This window comes from Actinocatenispora thailandica (assembly GCF_016865425.1).
GTDB lineage: Bacteria > Actinomycetota > Actinomycetes > Mycobacteriales > Micromonosporaceae > Actinocatenispora > Actinocatenispora thailandica.
The window spans coordinates 5,229,726-5,250,019 of the sequence record NZ_AP023355.1 but is presented as its reverse complement, the minus strand read 5'-3'; the positions used below and the strand labels follow the sequence as shown (position 1 = coordinate 5,250,019).

The 20,294-nt window shown below is 69.1% G+C and carries 19 protein-coding genes; 10 read left to right on the top strand and 9 right to left on the bottom strand.

Features of this window, described 5'->3' with window-relative positions; genetic code table 11:
* Positions 1-35 precede the first annotated feature (35 nt).
* The 3 genes from Athai_RS23330 to Athai_RS23320 all read right to left on the bottom strand — a co-directional run bounded on the left by Athai_RS23330 (position 36) and on the right by Athai_RS23320 (position 1,261).
* The gene (locus Athai_RS23330; protein ID WP_203963470.1) at positions 36-209 is read right to left on the bottom strand and encodes an ATP-binding protein; all 174 of its coding nucleotides are present in this window, start codon (positions 207-209) and stop codon (positions 36-38) included.
* Positions 209-400: a hypothetical protein gene (locus Athai_RS23325; protein WP_203963186.1), complete on the bottom strand. Its 192-nt coding sequence runs from the start codon at positions 398-400 to the stop codon at positions 209-211. The genes Athai_RS23330 and Athai_RS23325 overlap by 1 nt, the downstream gene beginning before the upstream one ends.
* Positions 401-1,081: 681 nt before the next feature.
* The gene (locus tag Athai_RS23320) at positions 1,082-1,261 is read right to left on the bottom strand and encodes a hypothetical protein (protein WP_203963469.1); all 180 of its coding nucleotides are present in this window, start codon (positions 1,259-1,261) and stop codon (positions 1,082-1,084) included.
* A gap of 122 nt (positions 1,262-1,383) precedes the next feature.
* Between Athai_RS23320 and Athai_RS34885 the strand changes: the two genes are divergently transcribed.
* Positions 1,384-1,512: a hypothetical protein gene (locus tag Athai_RS34885; protein ID WP_275422532.1), complete on the top strand. Its 129-nt coding sequence runs from the start codon at positions 1,384-1,386 to the stop codon at positions 1,510-1,512.
* A gap of 40 nt (positions 1,513-1,552) precedes the next feature.
* Here Athai_RS34885 and Athai_RS23315 read toward each other — a convergent pair whose 3' ends face one another.
* Positions 1,553-1,978, bottom strand: coding sequence for a hypothetical protein (locus Athai_RS23315; protein WP_203963468.1), 426 nt, complete (start codon positions 1,976-1,978; stop codon positions 1,553-1,555).
* Between the two features lie 157 nt (positions 1,979-2,135).
* The gene (locus Athai_RS23310; RefSeq protein WP_203963467.1) at positions 2,136-2,915 is read right to left on the bottom strand and encodes an EamA family transporter; all 780 of its coding nucleotides are present in this window, start codon (positions 2,913-2,915) and stop codon (positions 2,136-2,138) included.
* 259 nt (positions 2,916-3,174) lie between these two features.
* Between Athai_RS23310 and Athai_RS23305 the strand changes: the two genes are divergently transcribed.
* The gene (locus tag Athai_RS23305) at positions 3,175-5,913 is read left to right on the top strand and encodes an AfsR/SARP family transcriptional regulator (RefSeq protein ID WP_338028184.1); all 2,739 of its coding nucleotides are present in this window, start codon (positions 3,175-3,177) and stop codon (positions 5,911-5,913) included.
* On the opposite strand, the gene Athai_RS23300 is transcribed toward Athai_RS23305, so the two are convergent.
* Both Athai_RS23300 and Athai_RS23295 read right to left on the bottom strand, forming a co-directional pair.
* Complete coding sequence (locus Athai_RS23300; protein ID WP_203963465.1) at positions 5,910-6,536, bottom strand: helix-turn-helix transcriptional regulator; 627 nt, start codon at positions 6,534-6,536, stop codon at positions 5,910-5,912. The genes Athai_RS23305 and Athai_RS23300 overlap by 4 nt on opposite strands.
* A 106-nt stretch (positions 6,537-6,642) precedes the next feature.
* Complete coding sequence (locus Athai_RS23295; RefSeq protein WP_203963464.1) at positions 6,643-7,074, bottom strand: DUF4280 domain-containing protein; 432 nt, start codon at positions 7,072-7,074, stop codon at positions 6,643-6,645.
* A 219-nt stretch (positions 7,075-7,293) separates the two neighbouring features.
* On the opposite strand from Athai_RS23295, the gene Athai_RS23290 reads away from it, so the two are divergent.
* The 8 genes from Athai_RS23290 to Athai_RS23255 all read left to right on the top strand — a co-directional run bounded on the left by Athai_RS23290 (position 7,294) and on the right by Athai_RS23255 (position 15,667).
* Positions 7,294-8,439 carry a hypothetical protein gene (locus Athai_RS23290; RefSeq protein WP_203963463.1) on the top strand — a complete coding sequence of 382 codons (1,146 nt, stop codon included), beginning with the start codon at positions 7,294-7,296 and terminating at the stop codon, positions 8,437-8,439.
* Positions 8,440-8,455: 16 nt separating this feature from the next.
* Positions 8,456-9,214, top strand: coding sequence for a GNAT family N-acetyltransferase (locus tag Athai_RS23285; protein WP_203963462.1), 759 nt, complete (start codon positions 8,456-8,458; stop codon positions 9,212-9,214).
* 214 nt (positions 9,215-9,428) lie between these two features.
* The gene (locus tag Athai_RS23280; RefSeq protein WP_203963461.1) at positions 9,429-9,698 is read left to right on the top strand and encodes a hypothetical protein; all 270 of its coding nucleotides are present in this window, start codon (positions 9,429-9,431) and stop codon (positions 9,696-9,698) included.
* A gap of 50 nt (positions 9,699-9,748) precedes the next feature.
* Entirely contained in the window at positions 9,749-9,886 is a 138-nt protein-coding gene (locus Athai_RS23275) for a hypothetical protein (RefSeq protein WP_203963460.1), read from the top strand.
* Between the two features lie 45 nt (positions 9,887-9,931).
* On the top strand, positions 9,932-11,437 hold the full coding sequence (locus tag Athai_RS23270; RefSeq protein WP_203963459.1) for a hypothetical protein: 1,506 nt from the start codon (positions 9,932-9,934) through the stop codon (positions 11,435-11,437).
* Positions 11,434-14,256 carry an AMP-binding protein gene (locus Athai_RS23265; RefSeq protein WP_203963458.1) on the top strand — a complete coding sequence of 941 codons (2,823 nt, stop codon included), beginning with the start codon at positions 11,434-11,436 and terminating at the stop codon, positions 14,254-14,256. The genes Athai_RS23270 and Athai_RS23265 overlap by 4 nt, the downstream gene beginning before the upstream one ends.
* An 8-nt stretch (positions 14,257-14,264) precedes the next feature.
* Positions 14,265-14,450, top strand: a complete 186-nt coding sequence (locus tag Athai_RS23260; protein WP_203963457.1) for a hypothetical protein — start codon at positions 14,265-14,267, stop codon at positions 14,448-14,450.
* A gap of 17 nt (positions 14,451-14,467) precedes the next feature.
* Positions 14,468-15,667, top strand: a complete 1,200-nt coding sequence (locus Athai_RS23255) for a cytochrome P450 (protein WP_203963456.1) — start codon at positions 14,468-14,470, stop codon at positions 15,665-15,667.
* Between the two features lie 95 nt (positions 15,668-15,762).
* Here the strand turns inward: Athai_RS23255 and Athai_RS23250 are convergent, their stop codons facing one another.
* Positions 15,763-17,142 (bottom strand): COG1470 family protein, encoded by a 1,380-nt coding sequence (locus Athai_RS23250; RefSeq protein WP_203963455.1) that lies wholly within the window; start codon positions 17,140-17,142, stop codon positions 15,763-15,765.
* 10 nt (positions 17,143-17,152) lie between these two features.
* Positions 17,153-20,290: a choice-of-anchor D domain-containing protein gene (locus tag Athai_RS23245; RefSeq protein WP_203963454.1), complete on the bottom strand. Its 3,138-nt coding sequence runs from the start codon at positions 20,288-20,290 to the stop codon at positions 17,153-17,155.
* Positions 20,291-20,294 lie beyond the last annotated feature (4 nt).

Below are 20,294 nucleotides of genomic sequence, written 5' to 3'. Positions count from 1 at the left end.
GTGTCCGGGTGGCCGCGGTACCCCTGCGGCACCGCCTACCAGCTACCGACCGGATGAACCCGCCGCGCGTCACGCCACGGTGCGCCCCAGCCCGACTGGACCGACCGGGTCTTGCCGATGCCGGGTTCCCCGGCGACGACGACCACTTCCGGCCGGCCGGCCGCGGCCAGCTGCGCCAGTCGACGCAGCTCGCCATCGCGGCCGACCATCATCGGACCGTTACCATCCCACCCGCGCACGGATCCACAGTAGCGGTGCCCCGCGGCGTCGCGTGCCGGCGCGTACGGCGGTGACCGCCACGCTTGCGCGCGGCGAACAACCGCGCCCGGCCGGCCGCCTCCAGATGGTCCTGCTGGTAGCCGTTGGCCAGGTCGAGCATGATTTCCGGGTTGCTGTACATGGTTCCTCCAAACCAGTCATCAGGTATGTGTTCATCCTGCGCTGGTAAGGGGCCACCCACATCGGCATCGATTACCTATCTTCACCGCTGCCGGATACCTAGACACACACCCAGACGCCGCCAGGCATGCCTACCGGCCTTCCCGGCACGGCCTAGGTATACCTAGTCGCGGTGGACCATGAAGTCGATGTCGTCGGGAACAGCCCCGCGTGCGCGGGGACGACCCGAGGTCGCCAATCTTGGCGATGACGGTTCCGGGAACAGCCCGCGTGCGCGGGGCCGTTCCCCCTTCCCCGGACAGCACCACGCACCCGAAACGGGCCTGTCTGAACCGCACCGGTTTGGGTAGATATCTCGGATTGTGGTTGTGGCCTGAGGTTTTGTGGTTGTCAGGGAGTAGTTGATCTCGTAGTCGACGGGCGGGACATGGCCGGTCTGACCGTGGAGTCGCCTGTCGCGCGTCAGACTTTGTGGCGGGTCTCGTTTCTTGCGAGTCCTGTCGTGGGTGAAGTCGATGTTCGCGGGTTTCGACACCACGACCCGCGGCATGCCAACCCCGACCGCGCATGCCTCCACCGACAGCATCCGGGGCTGGACAAAAGGCCGCGTCGAACAGGCGAGCACCGAGATGATGTCGGGCGGCCCGTCGTGCCAGCCGTGCAGTACGGCGACGAGGTCGACTCAGTCGTCCAGCGGGTCGGTGACGCACTTGCACGGGATGCTGCCGCTGCCGCACGCAGGGCAGTCCGTGATGGCGGGCTCCCCGCTTCCAGACGAGCGTGATGGGCCGCTGTCGCCGCGTCCGAACCAGGCAGCAGCCAGGATGATCACCCCGCATACCACGATCAGCAAGTGCTGCACCTCGCGCTCCCTCCGCTTGGCCACTTCAGTATCGGCTCGGCCGGTCCAGGAGTTCACGTCGGATTTCGGTCATGCTGGATCGGGTGAACAGCCCCGGTTTTGTCGGTCTGAGGTGACATCACTTGTTCGTCGGTGGTGACCGCGCCACGACCGTCGATCGCCTCACCTTCGGCGGCACCATCATCGAGACCGGCACCGACTCGTTCCCGCTGGCCCAGACCCGCGCCCGCGCCGAGCGACGCACGAGCTGACCAACCCGACCGCAGTGATCAGCAAGTGCGGTCACTTCTCTCACGCATTGATCACGGTTCCGGCCCGTCCGTGGTGTCGAAACTCGCCGTCAAGCGGTGTCATTTCCCGCGCACCAAGCCAGGTGGGCTCGATGTCTCGCCAGGTGCCGTCGAGCGCGGCATTCCACTGCTCCTCGTAGTAGATGCTGGTCTGCCGCCGCGATACCGACAACGCGACGACCAGCAGGTTGTCGCGGCGCCGGCCACCGACCGTCCAGCTCGGGTACGCCCGCTCATCGGTCCGTTCGGCCCGATCGATCCCGCCAGCAGGGGGCGCGGCATGCATCCGTAAGCGGAACCTGGCGCCGTCGGAGGCGAGCGGCCGCGCGTCCCGGCGCAGCGTTTCGCGCTCGGCGGCATCGAGCTCGCCGGCCGGGTCGTACAGCTGCCGATCGCAACCGGCGCCACCGTCCGCGCGGCTGGACACGGCCTGGGCGAGCCGCCCAGGCCGTGCGTCGGGTCCGCTCCGGCCGCGGCCGGGCACGCCAGCACGCCCGCCACAGCGGCCAGCAACAGCGCGCACCAGGTTCGTAGCGCCGCGCGCCATAGGGCGGTTTCAACATCGCACCGTCACCACCCCATGATTAGCCACCCGGCACGGTCGTACCTCCGGCGCCGCGGATCCGGGCAGTCCAACTCGTCGCCGGCGCGGGCGTGGCGGCTGGTCGGGCCTCGGTCGTCTCGGCGAGCACCGCGCGTGCGGCGGACAGCGTGCGAGCGGTACGGCGATGATGACGGACGAGGACGCCGGTGAACACCGTGAGGGCGATCCAGGCCAGCACGAAACCGATCAGTTCGGCCGGTGGCATCGCCTCACCGAACAGCAGCAGGCCGCAGCCGGGTTGCAGCATCGGCGCGAGATACTGCACGACGCCGACCGACGACAACGGCAGCCGGTTCGCGGCCGAGGCGAAGCACAGCAGCGGAACGGTCGTCAGCACACCGGTGCCGGCCGACAACAGCGTATGCCCGATCGAGCCGGCGCCGAAGGTGCCGGTGCCGGTGAATGCCAGGTATCCCAGGTAGCCGGCGGCCGCCGGCGCCAGCACCGCCGACTCGGCGCACAGGCCGCGCGTCGCTGGCAGCCGCAGTGCCTTCTTCGCCAGCCCGTACAGCCCTGACGAGCCGGCCAGCGCCAGCGTGATCCACGGCGGCCGGCCATGGTCGAGAGTGATGACGGCGACCGCCGCGACACCGAACGCCGACGCCGCCCACTGCAACTGCCGCCGTTCCCGCAGCACCACGACCCGAGCAAGGATCGACACCAGCGGGTTGACGACGTAGCCGAGCGGCGCTTCCACCACGTGCCCGGAGTTGTCGCCGTAGATGTAGACGCCGCAGAGGCCGACGCGGCGACGATCCACCGACTGCCTCCACCGGACTTCCACTCTTCGTAGTACTTCGTGCGCTCCTCGTAGCGAATATCACATTTCGTCGCGGCCGGACGGTCGTTGAACAAGTGCGTCATCTGAACATTTCCGGTGATTCTGCGTCGGGTGGTTCTGCATTGGCCCAAGGGGGTGGCATCACGGCGCCTGTTGCGCGATCGCTGGGTAGCGGGCTGCGGGCGTCCGACCAACTCACCAGAGGGGGAACGTGCACGGCAACGCTCGCGCGCCCGGAATGCGAACGGGCTCCGCGGAACCCTGGGAGCTTCGCCGAGACCGGCTGCTCGGTGCGGCGTACGAAGCCGTTGTCTCATCCGTGGTCATCACCGGCGAACCCGGAGCGGGCAAGACGACCTTGCTCTCCCAGTTCGCCCGCACACTGTTGATGCGCGGCTTCGAAGTCTGCTGGGGCGTGGTCGACAGGAGCGCTGCCACCAACCGTTTGGCGGTGGTCTCGAGCACACCGGCGAGAGACCTGACGGGCAGCAGACGGCGGCGATCGCTGTCGACCGAGTACCTCGCCACCCTCGCCGAGAACACCGCCAAACCGCTGGCGATCGTCGTCGACGACGTCCATCTGCTCACGCCCGGTGCACAGACAGCGGTGTCTGAGCTCATCCACCGGCTGCCGGCCACCGTCCGGTTTCTGCTTGCCGGACAGTTCGGTGCGGTCGAATGTATCGGCGATCTCCGCATGATGCGTGAGACCACGGTGCTGGGCACCCGCGAGCTCAGGTTTCGCCGGCACGAAGTCGAGCAGCTCTTCCGCGACGTCTATGCGGAACCGTTGAGCAAGGCCGAGGTACATGAGGTGGCATGGCGCACCGAGGGCTGGATCGCGGCAATCCATACGTTCCACAGCATCACCGCCGGTCGCTCGGGGGCCGACCGCCTTCGCGTGCTGCCCACGCTGGCCAGTGCCGATGGCCCACTGAGGGAGTTTCTTGCGGCCAAGGTCATGGCGAGCCTCACCGACGATGTCCGGTCCTTGCTGGTGGGAAGTAGCCCGCTGCCGGTGCTTCACCCGACTGTGTGCGACCAGCTGCTAGATCGTCGGGACAGCGATGCGGTGCTGCGCTGGCTCGCCGGACGCAACTTCTTCATCACGCGGCTCGACAGCCCAGCGGCGGGGTACCGCGTACCTCCGCTCGTGCGCAGCTATCTACAGGCGGAGCTGACCGAGCTGATCGGTACCGAAGGGTTCTCCGACCGCTGTCGGCAGGTGGGCCGGCTGTTGGCGGAGAGCGGGCTGGCGGGGGCGGAGCCCGAATCGTCCGGGTCGGCCAGCGAACCAGATGCCGGCATGCGCCGGGCTTCAGCCGTTGAGCTGCAAGCGGAGCCGGCTGCCGGCGAGCCGCGGCCGGACGCATGGCGACGCGTGGCTGCTGCCCATGGCAACCTCGACCGGGGCCGGTTGGCCGCCGCTCTTGCCGACTATGACGCCGCCCTGGCCGAACTTCCCGAAGGGCCAGCGCGGCGGGCCTGCATGGTGGAGCGCCAACTCGTCCATGCCTGGGCGTCACCGGATCCAGTGCGTACTCCCCTCGTCGACGAGCACTGGGCCCGAATGCTCCGTGAAGCGTTGCGAGAACGGCCCGCCCGCGTGGCCGAGTTGGCCGATGCCGCCGACACTGCCGACGGTGGGCATGCGTTGGTGGGCGGGGTGGCTGAGCTGCTGTGTGGCAACCAAGAACGGGCGAGGGTCCGATTGGATCGCGCCAGTCGGTCGGCAACGCCGGTCATCCGACAACTGGCACAGCTGCTTCGGACGGCGATCGACCGGAGTGTACAGCCGCCTGGGCGCGGGCCCACCGATCCGGTCGCCGAGCCCGCGCCGACCGAACCGCTGTGGCTGTGCCGATTGGACCGGGCGGCCCGCGCCCTGTCGGGCGACGCCGAACTGCTCGAGCGGGCCGAGCGGCTGGCTCTGGAGTGTGCTGAGACTGGTGACCGGTGGGGCGCGTTGTTGGCCCGACTCGCCGTCGTGATCGGTCGCGGTGCGGCCGGCCAGCTCCGGCATCGCAGCCTGCTCTCCTGCATCGAAGAGGCGATGGCGTTGGGCGCCGGAGTGATCGCCGCCTGGGCCCGGGTCGCCCTTGCCCGGGACGCCGCCCAACGCGGCCGGCCAGAGGCGGCACGGCTCCGCGTCGAGGCCGATGCAGCAGCAGCGAGCGTGGGCATTCCCTTGGGCATGGTCGTGCCGGCGAGTACCAAGCCGCTCACACCACCGTCCGCGGCATGGTCGGCGCGGTCGCCAGCCGTGTCGATCCGGTGCTTCGGCCGGTACGAGCTGAGCTCCGGCGGGCAGCCGCTGCGGTGGCAGGCGCTGCGGCCGCGGGTGCGGTCGGTCCTTCGGCTGATCTCGCTGCGGGCTGGGCACGACGTGCCCGTGGAGACCCTGCACGAGGCGTTCTGGCCGCAGGTGTCCGTCGAGTCGGCACGCCGCAACGTACATGTGGCCGTGTCGATGATTCGTTCGATCCTTGAGCCGGGCCGCGATCGTGCGCAGCGTTCGATGCTCGAACGCCGCGGGGACGCGTACCACCTGACGCTGCCACGTGGATCCGATCACGATGTGCAGCGGTTCGGCGCCGCCATGGCCGCCTGGCGCCGGCAGCGCACCAGCGGCCCGGCAGCGGCCGTCGGGCCGCTTCGGGCGGCAGTCGCTGCATACACCGGTGAGCTGCTGCCCGAGGACGGAGCAGCCGAGTGGTTGGTGGAGCAACGTCGCAGCCTGCGGGCCGAGGCCGTGACCGCAGCCACCGCGCTGGCCGCAGCACTGTCGCTTCTCTCCGAGCAGGACGGGGTGGTGGAGGCCGCGCAGCACGCATTGCGGATAGATCGGTTCCACGACCCCGCCTGGCGGCTGCTCATCGAGGGCTATGAACGGGCAGGGGACAGCGCGGCAGCCCGCCGCGCCCGCACCGAGTACACGGAGATGCTCATCGATCTGGGGATCGACCCGATCGATTAGATCAGCCCTTCCCGCACCGCATAGGCCACGGCATGCGAACGGTTCTTCAGCTGGAACCTGGTCGTGATGTCGTGCAGGGCATTTTTGACCGTACGCTCGGAGTAAGCCAGCCTCTTTGCGATATCGCGGGTGTCGTAGCCGTCCGCGACCAACCGGAGGATCTCGATCTCCCGGTCGGCCATCCCGCTGACGCTCAGCCCACGCGGCGCGAGCACCTGGTGCTGAAGCCGGGAGACCTGCCGTAACAACCGGCCGAGGACATCGGCAGGCATGGCGGCCTCACCGGAAGCGGTCATCATGATGAGCTGGGCCATCCTGTTCGTGGTGGCCTCCTGGCGTGCCACCATCGCGGACACGCCCAGCTCGATGGCGGCCATCAGATCGATGTCCTGTGGGGTGGTGGTGACGAGCACGAAGCGTTCGCAGCCCAGCCGGCGCATCGACCGCACGAGGGCCAGGACCGGTTCGGTCAGCGAGTCCGCGGCAACCAGTCCGACCGTCTCGGCGGTGACCGCCTGTTGTTCGATGATCTCGATCTCGGGGTGGCCGCGCAGAGCGGCGGAGAGCCCCGCCACCGAGATCGGATCCATGGCCCGGACATGAACGGGTACGCGTTTGGCCATCTCAAGCCTCCTGGGTGCCGGATGGTTGTCCGTTCAGTCTCCGAGTAACGCTTAACGTGCACTTATCGAGTGCCTTGCGCGGCGGGTCTGTTGCCGACCGACCAGATCAGCCGAGAACCGTCTCCTGCCCGGGCCGGGATACCGAGACCATCCCGCCGTACGTGCAGGCGCAGGTGCAGGTCTGATCGACCGCGGGGTTACCGCCGACGAACACGGTCGCAGCGCCTGGCAGCCACCGGGCGAGGACCGTTGGCACGCACGGCTGCGGGGTGAGTACGCCCTGGGCCGACGAGGTGGCGCTGGCCACCTCCGGATTGCCGAGCGATCGACACATTCCGAAGGAAGGAACGTTGGCCATCGTCGCGGTGTCCGTCACCGCCGCGGCCGCAGCGCCACCGATCAGGACCTGTGTTCCGGGCGGGACGAGGAGAGTTCCCGGGGCCGAACCCATGGAACAGACCAGGGTGGCGCCGGCGGCGATCAGAGGAGTGGGCATGGCGCCCAGGTAACCGCTGCCGATCCGCCCTCGGCCAGCCACGCTGAGGCGCCCATTCGGGAACCGACGGCTGCCCGATCGGCCCCTCGAAAGCGGCCCGCGGCCGCTGTTACGTCGGGCTGCACCAAAGCGCAACCGCCAGTGCACAGCGGGCTGCGCGGACATACGTTCGCGGCGTCTGTGGCCACGCCTACGGTTCGAGCAGGTACGCCCCGGGGCGCGGAAGCGGCCCACGGGGCGAGGGAAGTGGAGGGGAAGCACATGCCGAATCCGCCCACCCCAGAGTGGACAGTCGAGGACTACCTGGAATGGCTGCAGCGACCGTTCGAATACCTACACTTCCAGTGGGTCGAGCAGGACGGCGAGAAGCCCGAGTGGGAGCGGGTCTGCCGGCCGGACTTCCTGACGACGCTCGATCTCGATGACACACGCGTCGATACCGACCCGGATCTTCGCGTTCTGCGACTGTTCCTCGTCCACGTCGACGAGAGGATCACGAACGAGGACGAACGCCGCGAGTGGCTTCTGGACGAGGACAAGCGGCGACGGATCCTGACCGACTGCATCGACGAGGACCGCCGCGAGCGGGCCGAGTCGGTACGACGGTTGGACTGGGTGACCCCCGAGCAGGGGAGCGCACTGTCGGCGCTCGGAGCGGACTGGCGACAGACGGTGCCGGCGCGTCTCGACCAGATCTGGGCGGGGTGGTCCGACCGCGGGCCCGAGGAACTGGTGGGGTGGCTCGACGACTGGATTCCGACCCTGACCGGCAACTTCGCTCCGGCGCCGGCCGCACCGCCGCCGCCGGGCACACCGGAGAGCTTCACCTGGGTCGGCGACGAAGCCCGCGCCGCGCTCGGCGACGGCTGGCGCGAGACGATACGGAGCCGGATCGATCGGTCCTGGGCCGAGTGGAAACAGGCCGACGACACGCAGCTCGCCCAGTGGTTGCGGGACTGGATGCCCACCCTGACCGGGAACTACGCCGCGCCCCCCGTGGCGCCGCCACCACCGGAGACGCCGCAGAGCTTCAGCTGGGTCACGAAGGAGCAGCGGGACCTGCTCGGCAAGGACTGGCGCGATCTGCTTCGGCGGAGTCTGGACCACTACTACGCGGCTTGGCCCCAGCAGACCGATCTCGCGCTGCTCACCACTTGGCTGGACGGCTGGATGCCCGTCATTCGCGGTATCGCACCCGTTGCACCTGTCCCGCCGCCGGCGCAGAAGGTCGCGCAGGAGCCCGCGCCCGCGTCGCCGCAGTCTCCGGTGGAAAGGGTCACCGGACAGGTCACCGAGCAGGTCGTGTCCGGACGTGCCGACCTGACCAAGCTGGTACCGGAGCGGGCGGAGCTGGAAGAGATCGTCGCGGAGGTCGTCGCGGAACGGTTGGCGGCCCGCGCCGCCTGATCGGGGAAGGGGTGCCATGAGCAACGATGTCGACGATCCTCGCCACCCGACCGACTCCCAGCGGCACCCGGCCGCCCAGATCTTTCCCGACGTCGTGCTCATCACCGAACGGGTGCTCCTGCGGCCATACACCGAGACGGACGTGGATGCCCATCAGGCGATCTTCAACCACGACCTGGTGCGCCGCTGGTCGATCGCCGCACAGCCCTACACCTACGGTGACGCGGCTCGGTGGTGCACCCGGACTGCGGCGGAGATCAGGCTGACCGGCGACGGGATCTGTTGGGCAGCAGAGGATCGGGCCAGCAGCCGGCTGATCGGGGTTACCGGATTTCATCGCACCGACTGGAGCGAGCGCAGTACCGAGGTCTCCGCGACTGCGGCGGAATGGGCGCTGCGACAGGGGTACGCGAAGGAGGCCCTGCTGGCGATGAGCCACTGGGTACTGACGGTCGTGCGCTTCAACCGGGTGCAGATCTCGGCCGCGGTCGGCAACCGGCCGCCGCGGGCGGTGGCCGAGGCCTGTGGCTTCACCGCCGAGGGGGTGCTGCGCAACGCCGCTTCGGTGCCGGCCGGCCGGGTCGATGTCGCCGTGTACGGCCTGGTGCCAGGTGATCTGCGCGGCCGACCGCGGCCCCGCTACCGAGTGGCGGCCGGCGTGGAGCCGCAGACCTGGTCGAGCGAACCTCGGCGCACCGGTGTCGCTCTACCCGCGTCCGCTGGCGGTCCACCCGCCGTGGACCGCAACAACGATCACTCCCGGAGGAGATCATGACCAGTCCGGTCACTCGCAACAGGGTGAAGTTCGAGCTGTTGCCTCTTGTCGACAAGTACCTCGACGAACACCCCGAGCTCGTCCGCCAGTACAGCTCCGCCCCCAAGCCGCTGGTGCCCGTCGCACCGAGCCGGCGCCCGCGCCGGCCAAACCTGAGTCGGCGGCCAGGCCGGTGACGGGAGCCGCGACGGGCACTATGGCCGGGGACTCGACGATGGCGGGCGGCGGGGGCACTCCGACGGCCTCAGCGACCGCCGCGGCCGGGTCGCCGGCCGTCGATGATCTCGACATCGAACTGGACGACTCCGACCTCGAACTCGACAAGGTCATCGATGGCGCGCTGTCGAAGGTGGAACCGCAGCTGGCCGAGCAGACCGCGACCGAACTCACGGCAGCCGACGAGGCCGATGAAGTCGACTCCGCCGGTGCCGGTGAACAGATACGCGTGGTGCTGGTGTCCGCACCCAAGAAACCGGTCGGTTAGCCAGTCCGATATCCGTGGCGACACGAGCGTGAGGTGGAGGGAAGAGCGGAATGACGGATCCAGTAGGTGAGTCCGGGGCATCGCCGGCAGAGGCCGAGACGTTGGCGCTGGTGGCGGAGATGGAAGCGTTGACTGCGCAGATCGAGAAGGAACAGGAGTCGATTCCCGACGAAGGACCCGCAGAGTAGTCGTCGAGCAGACCGAATCGCCGAACGAACACCGAAGGGGAATCGATGGAATTTGGAAACCTTGCCAAGGAGCAGATCTCCGAGCTGCCGAAGAGGGTCATGGAAGGTGTTGATCACCTGGAGGAGACTTTCAACGCCAATCAGAAACAGTCTATGAGCATCAGCACCGAGGAGATTGGCAGCCTTGAGGGAATTCCCGAGCAGCGGCGGTGGAAATTCGACTGGAAGACCGTCGAGTCTCGTCGCTACGTGGGCGGCTACATCTCATGGATACGAATGTATCGCATGATGGGCGCGGATGACGTCGCGGCCAAGAAGAATAAGGCCGCGATAGAACACGAAATGAGCCAAGGTGCCAAGGTGGACACCTCGGAGCCGCTTAGCCGGAAAGCAAAGAACGAACTGAAGATGCTCGTGGACGAAGACGTCAAACAGTACGTCGTCCGCTATTACAAGGAGAAAATCGAGCGTCTGCGCGCCCGCGTCGAGGCAGCGCAAACCGTGAAATACCCGGATGCGGTACAGAAACAGCAGACCGATCCCGCGCAGAGACTGCGGGAGCTGGGGACAAGGAGCGAAAACCTCAAGGTGGACATCGGCACCAACGTGGATCGGCAGGCTGGGCGCTTCAGCGAAGCGGTGAAATCCATGATTGCCAAGCATGGATTCCAGCACAACAGCGGCGCGACCACTACTGCCTTCGGCGGTAATCCGCTGCCATTGGCCGAACATATCGCCGAGCAGATGATCGCCTCGGAAGACCCTCGGTTGGAGGCTAAGTACCAGGCGCTGCAGAACAGGTTCTTCGTCGCGCAAGAGGAGAACCGCTGGAAGCTGCGGCATCCGGGCGAGGAAGTCGACGAGGCGGTCCGAATGAAGATCAGGTCGAGGTTGCAACAAAATCAGCTCGCCCAGTACGAAAAGGATTTCGGAGTCTCGGTGGTGGTCGGATTTGCTGCCCAGTACTCGATCATCGCGGTGGACGAGGATGAGGTCAGTCGGCGGTGGGAGCGGCTGGAAAGCGAGCTGGAGGAGTGGCACTCGAAAACGGTCGACGACCACCATCTCAAGGTGCTGGAGGTGGTGGGAAAGGCGAACAGCCTAGATGCGAAGGCGGCGGGTCCAGCCAAGGATCTGCTGGCGAAGGCGGTCGCCAAGCTGACCGCGGCGGACGACAGATTCGACAAAGTCTACAAAGACAAGAGGGATCAGCTGAAAAAGGCGCGAAAGGAGGTGGGCACACTACTGAAGGACGATCGTTTTAAACGACGAATAGGAAGTTTCAAGCTGAGTCCGGTGGCGATGGTGGCCGGACTGCCGGTGCGGGTCCACTCCCTCGACTCCAATGCCGACGTCGCCATCAGCGCGCAGGCCTTCGGTACCTGCGTCCGGGTGCATGTGGAGTATGTGGAGACGGCCGAGGGGCTGGCTGCGAAGATTCCGGGCAGGTACCTGCGGGAGAGTGGCGATATCGAGTTCGGCGTCGATGGTGTGAAGGCATCCGGAAAGTTCGGCAAGCAGTGGGTGCTGAACTCCGACGCGCCGCGATGATTCGGCTACGTACGCGCATCTCGGGCGGCGACCCGACGGCTCAGGAGTTCGCCACCCGAGGTGTTCGGCCCGGTGCGCTGGTTCCGGTACTGCTGCCCCGGGGGCCGAGACTCGCCGTCACCCTCTGCCGGATCCTTCGGCTCGGCGCCGGGTACGTGGCGTTGGACGAACGTTGGCCGGACGAGCGGGTACGGCGAGTCTGCTCGATGCTGGACGCGCCCGTCGTGGTGACCGACCAACCGTGGCGGGTCGAGCGGGGCTGGTGCCCGCCGGAGCTCGACGACCTGGACGCCGGCGCTCTGCGCGTACCGACTCCGTTTTGCGCGGTGGCTCCCGATGCGGTGTTCACCGCCTTTTTCACCTCGGGATCGACCGGGGAACCGAAGGGCGTGGCCGCCACCTACCGGGCGCTGGCGGCGTTGCTTGCGCCGGGCGCGATGCCGTTGCGGCTGGATTCCGCCACCGTCATGACGGTGGCGGCGGCGCCGCCCTGGGACGCGTTCGCGTTGGAGCTGTGGGGGCCGCTGTGCAACGGTGGAAGCTGCCTGTTGCCGGCAGGTGAGCACCTGTCCCCGGGCCAGGTACGTGAGGGTGTGGCGCGGGACGGGCTCAATACCGTGTGGTTGACCAGTTCGCTGTTCAACCTGTTCGTCGAGGAGGACCTCGGGGCCTTCACCGGTCTCGATCAGGTCGCGACCGGCGGCGAGCGGTTGTCCGTCGACCACGTCCGGGAGTTCCTGCGCGCCCATCCGGGTGTCCGGTTGTTCAACGGCTATGGCCCGGTGGAGAACTGCGTCTTCAGCACGATGCACCTGGTCTCGCTGGACGACTGTGACCTGTCCACGGGAATCCCGATCGGTACACCCGTTGCCGGAACCGGTGTGCACGTGTTGGACGGTGATCGCCCTTGCGAGCCGGGCGAGGTCGGTGAGATCTGCCTGACTGGCGACCGCTTGTCGCCTGGCTATCTGGGTAACCCGGAGTCGACTCGTCGGGCGTTCGGTTCCATCGAGGTCGGCGGGAAGCAGATGCGTTGCTACCGTACCGGCGATCTGGGCTGGCACGACGAGCGCGGTCGGTTCCACTACCACGGGCGGCTCGACCGGCAGGTGAAGATACACGGCCACCGGATCGAGCCGGCGGAGATCGAACGACACCTCGCGGAGCATCCGGCGGTGGACCAGTGCGCCGTCGTCGCACTGTCCGGGCCGGGCGCGGACAGTGTTCGGTTGGTTGCCTGTTACCGCAGCCGCGACGGCCAGGTGGCCGGCGCCGAGCTTCGGGCCTACCTGCATCGCAGGCTGCCGGCCTACCTGGTACCGGCGCATTGGCAGCAGCTGGAGAGTTTTCCCTTACTTGGTAACGGAAAGGTCGATACAGCGGCGGTACGAGCCAGGGCGGCATCGGCGGTGCAGCGACCCACCGGGACGGTGTCCGGCGGCGTGGCGGGCGATGCGCCGGCCGCTGTGGGCCCGGGCGAGCGGCGTCCGGCCGTGCAGGTCCCAGCGGAGCTACGGACGCTCGTCCGCGAGTGCACCGGCGTCGACGTGGCTTCGCCGGACGATTCGTTGGTGGACGCGGGCGCCGACTCTCTTGCTCTGCTGCGGTTGTGTTTTCGTGCGGGCCACCGCTTCGGCGTGAAAGTCGCGGTGGACGAGCTGCTGGCCCGCCCGACGACGCACGCCCTGGCCGAGTTACTCGACCGCGCGGCCGCGATCGGCCAGCCGCCGAGTCCCGCTGTGCCGGCGGAGCGGCCGCTGACGCCTACCCAAGCGGCGTTCCTGGTCACCGAGGCCGTCGATGCGGCCAACCGGCAGGCGTGGCACTGCGCTCTGGTGTGGCGGATCACCGGCACCGTCGACGTGGCGGCGTTGCGGCGGGCCGTCGGCCGGGTGCACCACCGGCACCCGGCCCTGCACGCGCGCTACCCGACCGAACCGCCCTTCGCGCGGGCCCGGACAGTCCCACCGACCGAGTCGGAGTTCCACCTCTTGCGGTGCCAGGACGAGCAGACCGCCGCGGCGCGGCTGGACGCCGTCCTCAACGAACCGTTCGACCTCGACCGGGGCCCTGCCTGGCGAGTCGTACTGGTCACCGGTGCCGATCGGCACCGCGCGTTGCTCGGGCTTGCCGTGCACCATGTGGCCTTCGACGGCTGGTCGGAGCACATCGTGGCGAGGGACCTGGCCGCAGCGTACCGCGCCGAGGTGGCCGGTAGGTCAGTCGGAACCGGGTGGTACGCCGAGCAGCAGCCGTGGCCGACGGCAACACCGGTGGACGAAGCCCGGTTGCGGTCACTGCGCGCGGACCTGGCGGCCGAGTTGCACGACACACCACCGTTCACCCTGCCTGCGCCGCCCGGCCGGCCCGACGACTCGACCGGGCTGCTGGTGCGCCGGCTGGATGCCGACCAGACCCGCCGTTGCCACGCGGTCGCGGCCGCTCGGCACAGCACCCCGTTCGTCGTCGGGCTGGCCGGCTATGCGGCAGCGGCTGCAGAGCTCACCGGCGCAGACGACATACCGGTCACCGTTCCCGTCGTGCAGCGCGATCCCGCCTCCCAGGACGCGGTCGGCTGCCTGATCGGTTTGCTGTGCCTCCGGCTGCGTGTGCCCCCGGCAGTAGCCCGGCGGCGCTGGTCGATGCCGCGCGGGGCGCGCTGCACCGCGGGCTGCGTACCCAAGCCGTACCGTTCCCGGAGGCGATCGAGTGTCTGCGGCCGCGCGCCGACCTCGGTCGTCCGGTGGTTCCGAATCTGTTCGTCGTCCAGCAGACCGAACCGCCGCTGCTGGACCTGCCCGGGTGCCGGGCCGAGCTGAGCAGGCCGATGCCGCACCGCGCCGGGTTCGCCTTCCAACTCGAACTGCGACTGCCTGCCGGCTCGACCGGAGAGGTCGTCGCCTCGTACCGATGCGGCGAGGTCGACCAGGCTGCGGTTTCCGGCTTCGTCCGCACGTTCACCGCATTCGTCACCGGTGCCGTCGACGATCCCCCGCCGGCGGGGCCGAAATGACCGCGGCCGGAGCGGGGTTGGCGGCGCGGCTGCTGTCCACGGCGGGTCGTGCGGACCCGTACCCGATCTACCGGCGTCTGCACGAACAGGGTTCGGTGCTGTGCGGTCCCGACGGTCCGACGCTGGTCGTCGGGCACAGCGCCGCTCGCGTCGCACTACGGGATCGCCGGCTGCTGGTCGAGGACGCGGAGCACCTCGACATGGTGGCGCCGTTGTGGCGCACGATGCCGTCACGACGGCTGTTGGGCGACGCGATGATCCTGGTGAACGGCGAGGCGCATGACAAGATGCGCCGGCTGGTTGGCCAGGCGTTCACCGCGCACCGTGTCGATGCGCTGCGGCCACTGGTCGCGGACCGCATCGGTCGGCTACTGGACCGCCTGGTCGCGCTCGGCGCCGGCGGCGGTTCGGTCGATTTCATGGCGGAGTTCGCCTTCCCCCTGCCGGTCAACGTCGTCGGTGATCTGCTGGGTGTGCCCGATGCCGACCGACCCCGGCTTCGCCAGCTGATCGCCGAGCTGGCGCGTGCTCTCGAACCCGACTGGCCCCGCGCCGAGCTGACGAAGGCGGACCGGGCCGCCTTCGCGCTGTCGGAGTACTTTCACTGGTTGCTCGAACGGCGGCGAGACAGTCCGCGAGCCGACCTGATCAGCGCTATGGCGGCCGGCAACGCGACTGCCGACGATCCGCTCAGCTCGGCGGAACTGGTGGCCAACGCGGTGTTTCTGCTGCTGGCAGGGTTCGAGACCACCGTCGGCTTGCTGGGAAACGGCTTTCAGATGTTGGTCGAGCACCCCGCCGAGCTGACACGACTGCGACGTCGCCCGGATCGGGCCGCGGCGTTCGTCACGGAGTTGCTGCGGTGCGAGGCGCCGGTCCAGATGACCGCTCGGCGAGCCGCTCGCGACCTGGAGATCGACGGTACCGCCGTGCCCGCCGGAGGGGCGGTGATCATCCTGATCGCCGCCGCCAACCGGGATCCGAGCCGGTTTGTCGAACCGGACCGTTTCGACTCGGCACGGCTAGTCAACGATCCGCTGAGCTTCAGCGGCGGGGTGCACTACTGCCTGGGCGCGAGACTGGCCCGGCTGGAAGGCGAGCTCGCTTTCTCCATGCTCGCCACCCGGTTGGCGCGGCTGTCGATCGCCGGCACGCCGCGACTGCTGGACCGGTTCAACTTGCGCGGCTACGCGAGCCTGCCGGTGTCCGTCGACTGATCGTCGTTCCGCGGGCCCGCGTCGATCGCCGGTCAGATCGCGCCGAGGTGCCGGAGCGGTGCCAGATCAGCATGACCGCACGGCGTCCATCGCGCTCAGCCCTTGACCAGCTGCCCGTCCAGATAGGCCGACGGCGTGCACTTGGTGGCGCCGGGGTTCTGGCAGTCCACCGCGAGGGTGATGCGATCGGTTCTGGTGAAGCGCAGCGGCTGGACGAAGTGGTAGTCCAGGTCCCGGAAGTTGGCCAGGCCGAACTCGAACAGCACGATCCGGCCGCGACGTACCTGCAGGGTGCCCGTGTCGCCCTGCGGGTTCTGCAGCACCATGTCGGTGATCCACAGGACGGTCTTCTTCGGCTGATCGTGGCTGGCGGTGGTGAAGCTACCCGGCCGGCCGGGCGCGACGCTGGTGGTGATCCGGAAGTCGATGGCTGTCTTCGAGTCACTGTTTGCCAGGGTGCCCGCAGCAGCGCCGCGGGCACCGCTCGGCGTCGGGCTCGCCCCTCCGCTCGGCGACGCCTTTGCCTGCTGTGCGGACTGGGCCGCCCGGCTGGCCTGCGCCTGCGCCTCGGCGGCGTGCTGCTTCGCACTGTTCGCCTCGGCGGAGAGCTGTGCACTCTGCTGCTGCACCGCCTTGGTGGCCTCCGAATGCACCTGCGGCTTGAGCACGGTGAACCACAGTGCAACCGAGGCGGCCACCACGGCCAGCGTCAGGGCGACCACCTTCATCGTCGATTTGGGAAGGAGCGCGTGCTGGAGCATGGCCCCGTCGGCGGTGGTGGCCTCCACGTCAGGCGCGGTGACAAACGCCTGGAACGGCAGGGTTCGGTTGTCGCCGCGCAGGAAGCGGCGGGTGGGCTGGGCCCGCAGCTTGATGAAGGTCGCAGTTCCCGGCGCGAGGTCGAGCAACGCCGGAGAGATCCGGAAATCCAGCAGCCGATCCGGGTCAGCGGCGTGGATCTCGACGGTCAGGGGATGGTTGCCGTTGTTGTCCACCACCAGTTCGTGTCGGCCGGTGCGGCTGCCCCGTGAGGTACGCGGAACCAACTCGGTACCCAAGTCGGTGAAGGGCGCCACGGTCAGCTCGCCCTCCTCGACCCGGGAGGACTCCGGATCCTCGGACGAGCGGACCTTGACCCCGAACGGCATGCTTCCGGCGCCGACGGCCGAGCTACGTGGTGGCCGGAACGTCAGAACTACCTGGCTCTCGGCTCCGGGCAGCAGGCTGACCACGGACGGCTCGACGTCGGTCCAGTCGCATGCAGCACCCACCAGCTCGACGGCGAACCGGTCGACGACCGGACCCGCGTTCCGGATCCGTACCGAGCAGCTGGTCTCGCTGCCGGGCTCGGCGGTCACGTTGCTCTCGGTGAGCCTGACTACGGCGGCCATGCGGTCAGTCTCCCGACAGCCCGGCCGCCTCGGTACCCGGCGGGAGGAACGATAGAGGGCATCCGGTCCGGACCCTTCGGGCAACGGTGCGTGCCTATCGCCTGGTGTCGAACCGGTTCGGTTGGCTCGTCGCCGCCTGCACCAGTAGCGCCGGCCCGGTGACCGCCCCGACTCCCGCTACGAGCGCACGCGGCCGGCTGGTACCCGTCGGTTCGTCGCCCAGAAGTACCACCGGCACGGCGAAGGTCCCGGAGCGGTCGGTGTCGACATCGACGGCCGAGCGCCGCACTCCACCGATCCGTACCCTCGTGCCGGGCGGGAAGTAGCGGCCGCTGAGCGTCACCACGTCGTGTGGACGGACCACCGTCGGGTTCAGGGCCAGCACCGGTGTGCGCGTGGTGGCGGATACCGGTACCAGTTGCGCCGTGTCGGCCTGCCCAGCGGAGCCGGACACCGCCAGCTCGCCCGACAGGCGTCCGAGCTGTCGTGGTGTCACCCGTACGAACAGGTGACAACCCGCCCCGGGCGCCAGCGAGCCGCGGCACGAACCGGTGGTGACACCGAACTGCGCCGGCCCCCGGCCGGGCAGGAACGCCGCGGTGACCGCCAACGGCACCGTTCCGGTGTTGGTCAACGCGAGCGCGACCCGATCACTGGCGACGCCGAGCTGCTGGCTGCCCAGCTTGAGGGAGTCGGGGACGGCGCGCAGTCCTGCGCTCGCGGGCGCGCCGGTGCCCGACAGCGTCACGCTGGTTGACCCGCCGATCGGCGCGGCGAACACCAACGCTGACACGGTGAGCTGACCGTTCAGGTCGCCGGACGTGGTCGGCTCGAAGACGATGTCGAGGCTGCAGGACTCGTTGGCGTGGACGGTGGAGCCGCAGTCGCTGTCGAGTATCCGGAACGGGCCGGTGACACCGATACTGGCGTGCAGCGGGCCCGGCCCAGCGTTTCGCACCCGCACGGTTCGAGGCAGGCTGGTAGTGCCGGCCGGCTGTGGGTCGAACGCGATGTCGGTCGGGGAGGTCGATGGGCTGGGATAGCGGAGCCGGGCGAGGAACGTGGCGGGTTGACGAGCCGATGCCACGGAGCTGTGCACGGTGTCGGCTGACCGGAATCCGACGACCCCGCCGTCCGCGCTGATCGCCGGATCCTGGCCGTGCCCGGCCGGGCTGGTCGAGATCAGCTCGGTCCCGGTCTGGCTGGTGTGAGCCGTGCCGAGGTTGCGTGCATATACTTGCGGGCCGCCCTCCACCGGCACGGGCACGGTGACCAGGTCGGTCGCGGTGGACTGCCAGGCCACCGTAGTGCCGTCGGCGGACAGGGCGGGGCGAGAGCTGGGGCCATCGGCGCCCACTCCACTGCGGACCGCGGCGGAGACGAGCACGGTGCGGCCGTTGGTCTGGTCGCGCAGGTAGATCTGGCCGGTGTCCTGACCGGTGCGTCGTGCCTCGAACGCGACCCGGGAGCCGTCGGCCGACAGCGTCGGGGCGTGGGCCGACTGAGCCACCGAACCGCCGGCGCTGCCGGTCGCGGGCAGCCGGGACACCAGCGCGGTGTGACCGGTGCGGGTGTCGCGCAGATAGACCAGATCGGTCGGTTCGGTTGCCGTGGTGGTGGCGCGGTGGGACCGGAACGCCACGTACCGACCATCGGCGGAGACCGCCGGCTCTCGCCCGTCGATGGCCGCGCCGCCATCGTCGGTGCTGACCACCGTGCTTTTCGCGGCGGCGAAGTCGCCGTGCCCGCCGGGATCGCGGCGGGCGACCACGCCGTACTGGCTGGCGGAACCAACGACAAGAGTGGTTGTGGTAGGCCCGTCGCCCCAACCCGCGGCGGTACTCAAGGTGGCGCGCAGAACCGAGGGTGGGAACGTGTCTCGCCGTGGCCGGTAGGCGACCACCAGCGCGCAGTCGCCGCCGGGCGGAACCGCACCGCTTCCGCAGCGAGTGTCGGGGCCGGTGGCCCCACCGAGTTGGGTGAGGGAGCAGTCGCTGCCCTGCACATCGACCAGTGCCGGCTCGCCCAGGGTGTTGTGGATCGTGTAGCTCGTCACGTAGGTACCGCCGGCGGGTCGGGCACCCAGGTCGACCAGTGTGGTGCCGGCGTTGTCGGTGCCCACCGAGGCCGACACGGTGTCGGGCCGAGCAGGGTCGGCGGGCGCGCACTGGCTCTCTACAGCCCGACAGCCGCCTGCCGCGTTACGGGCCACCAGGGTCAGGGCGCTCTGGCCGGCCGGCGTACTGCCACGCAGCGTCAGGGTTGCATACCGGGCTGCGCATGGATGCTCCCGGATGTCGGCGGTGTAACTGACCCACAGCGTGCAGGTGGCGCCTACGGCGACCGGGCGGCAGGCATCGCTGGTGTCGGTCGGCGTGCCGTCATCGTTGGCGAAGCCGAAGCCCGCACCCGCGGGCATCGGGGTCGAGGGCTGGATGTTGGCCGGAATCCGCAGCGAGCCGACGCCGGGTTGACCGCTGCCGAGGACCGTGACATGCAGCGGCAGCGTGACCACGGTTCCGGTGGTGTAGGCCGAGCCGAAGTCCAGGACCGGATCCGCGGCGAGTTGGCTGGCGGCTGCGGTCACCGTCCGAGGGCCCGGCGCCGCGCTCGATGTCTGCACGGCGTCGGTGCTCAGCCGCAGGTATGGCGATCGGGCGGTCTGCCGCACCGGGTAGACCAGGGTGTTGCCGTCACCCGACAGGCGCGGTCCGCACGGGTCGCTGGCGTCAGGACCCGCTCCGAGGCAGGGCACGACCCGCTCGTACTGCAGGTCCCGGGCGCTCCCGGTCACCTGTTGCAGGGTCCCGTCGCCAGACCGGCGCCACATCTCGATGCCCGAGGTTGGCGTGGCGCCGTCATCGACCTGGTAGGTGACCAGTGCGCCGTCCCCGGAGACACTCGGCGCGCTCGCCGCTTCGCCGGCCGGCGAGATCGTCTGCTGGGTACCGGTCTGCAGGTCGGCGAGCTGAATCCGGCTCGGTTGCCCCGCCGTACCGCTCGAGTAGGCCAGGTAACGTCCGTCCGCGCTCAGCGCGGTGCCGCTACCGGTGCCGCTCGGGAACGGGATCGTGCCGCTGCCCACCAGGATGGTCCGGCCGCTGGTTTCCGGCGCGGACGACGCCGCGCCGCCGCCGAGATCGGCGCCCAGCATGGCCAGGACCGCGGTTGCGGCGACGCCGCGCAGCCACCGCCGACGACGGCCCGGCGCCGTGTGGTGCAGATCAGCCATCCCG

Bases quoted from the DNA above. Each gene is read 5' to 3' on its own strand.
- Athai_RS23245 (WP_203963454.1), bottom strand. From the start codon at position 20,290: ATGGCTGATCTGCACCACACGGCGCCGGGCCGTCGTCGGCGGTGGCTG.
- Athai_RS23300 (WP_203963465.1), bottom strand. From the start codon at position 6,536: ATGGCCAAACGCGTACCCGTTCATGTCCGGGCCATGGATCCGATCTCG.
- Athai_RS23270 (WP_203963459.1), top strand. From the start codon at position 9,932: ATGGAATTTGGAAACCTTGCCAAGGAGCAGATCTCCGAGCTGCCGAAG.
- Athai_RS23280 (WP_203963461.1), top strand. From the start codon at position 9,429: ATGGCGGGCGGCGGGGGCACTCCGACGGCCTCAGCGACCGCCGCGGCC.
- Athai_RS23275 (WP_203963460.1), top strand. From the start codon at position 9,749: ATGACGGATCCAGTAGGTGAGTCCGGGGCATCGCCGGCAGAGGCCGAG.
- Athai_RS23265 (WP_203963458.1), top strand. From the start codon at position 11,434: ATGATTCGGCTACGTACGCGCATCTCGGGCGGCGACCCGACGGCTCAG.
- Athai_RS23290 (WP_203963463.1), top strand. From the start codon at position 7,294: ATGCCGAATCCGCCCACCCCAGAGTGGACAGTCGAGGACTACCTGGAA.
- Athai_RS23325 (WP_203963186.1), bottom strand. From the start codon at position 400: ATGTACAGCAACCCGGAAATCATGCTCGACCTGGCCAACGGCTACCAG.
- Athai_RS23305 (WP_338028184.1), top strand. From the start codon at position 3,175: ATGCGAACGGGCTCCGCGGAACCCTGGGAGCTTCGCCGAGACCGGCTG.
- Athai_RS23260 (WP_203963457.1), top strand. From the start codon at position 14,265: ATGCCGCACCGCGCCGGGTTCGCCTTCCAACTCGAACTGCGACTGCCT.
- Athai_RS23285 (WP_203963462.1), top strand. From the start codon at position 8,456: ATGAGCAACGATGTCGACGATCCTCGCCACCCGACCGACTCCCAGCGG.
- Athai_RS23330 (WP_203963470.1), bottom strand. From the start codon at position 209: ATGGTCGGCCGCGATGGCGAGCTGCGTCGACTGGCGCAGCTGGCCGCG.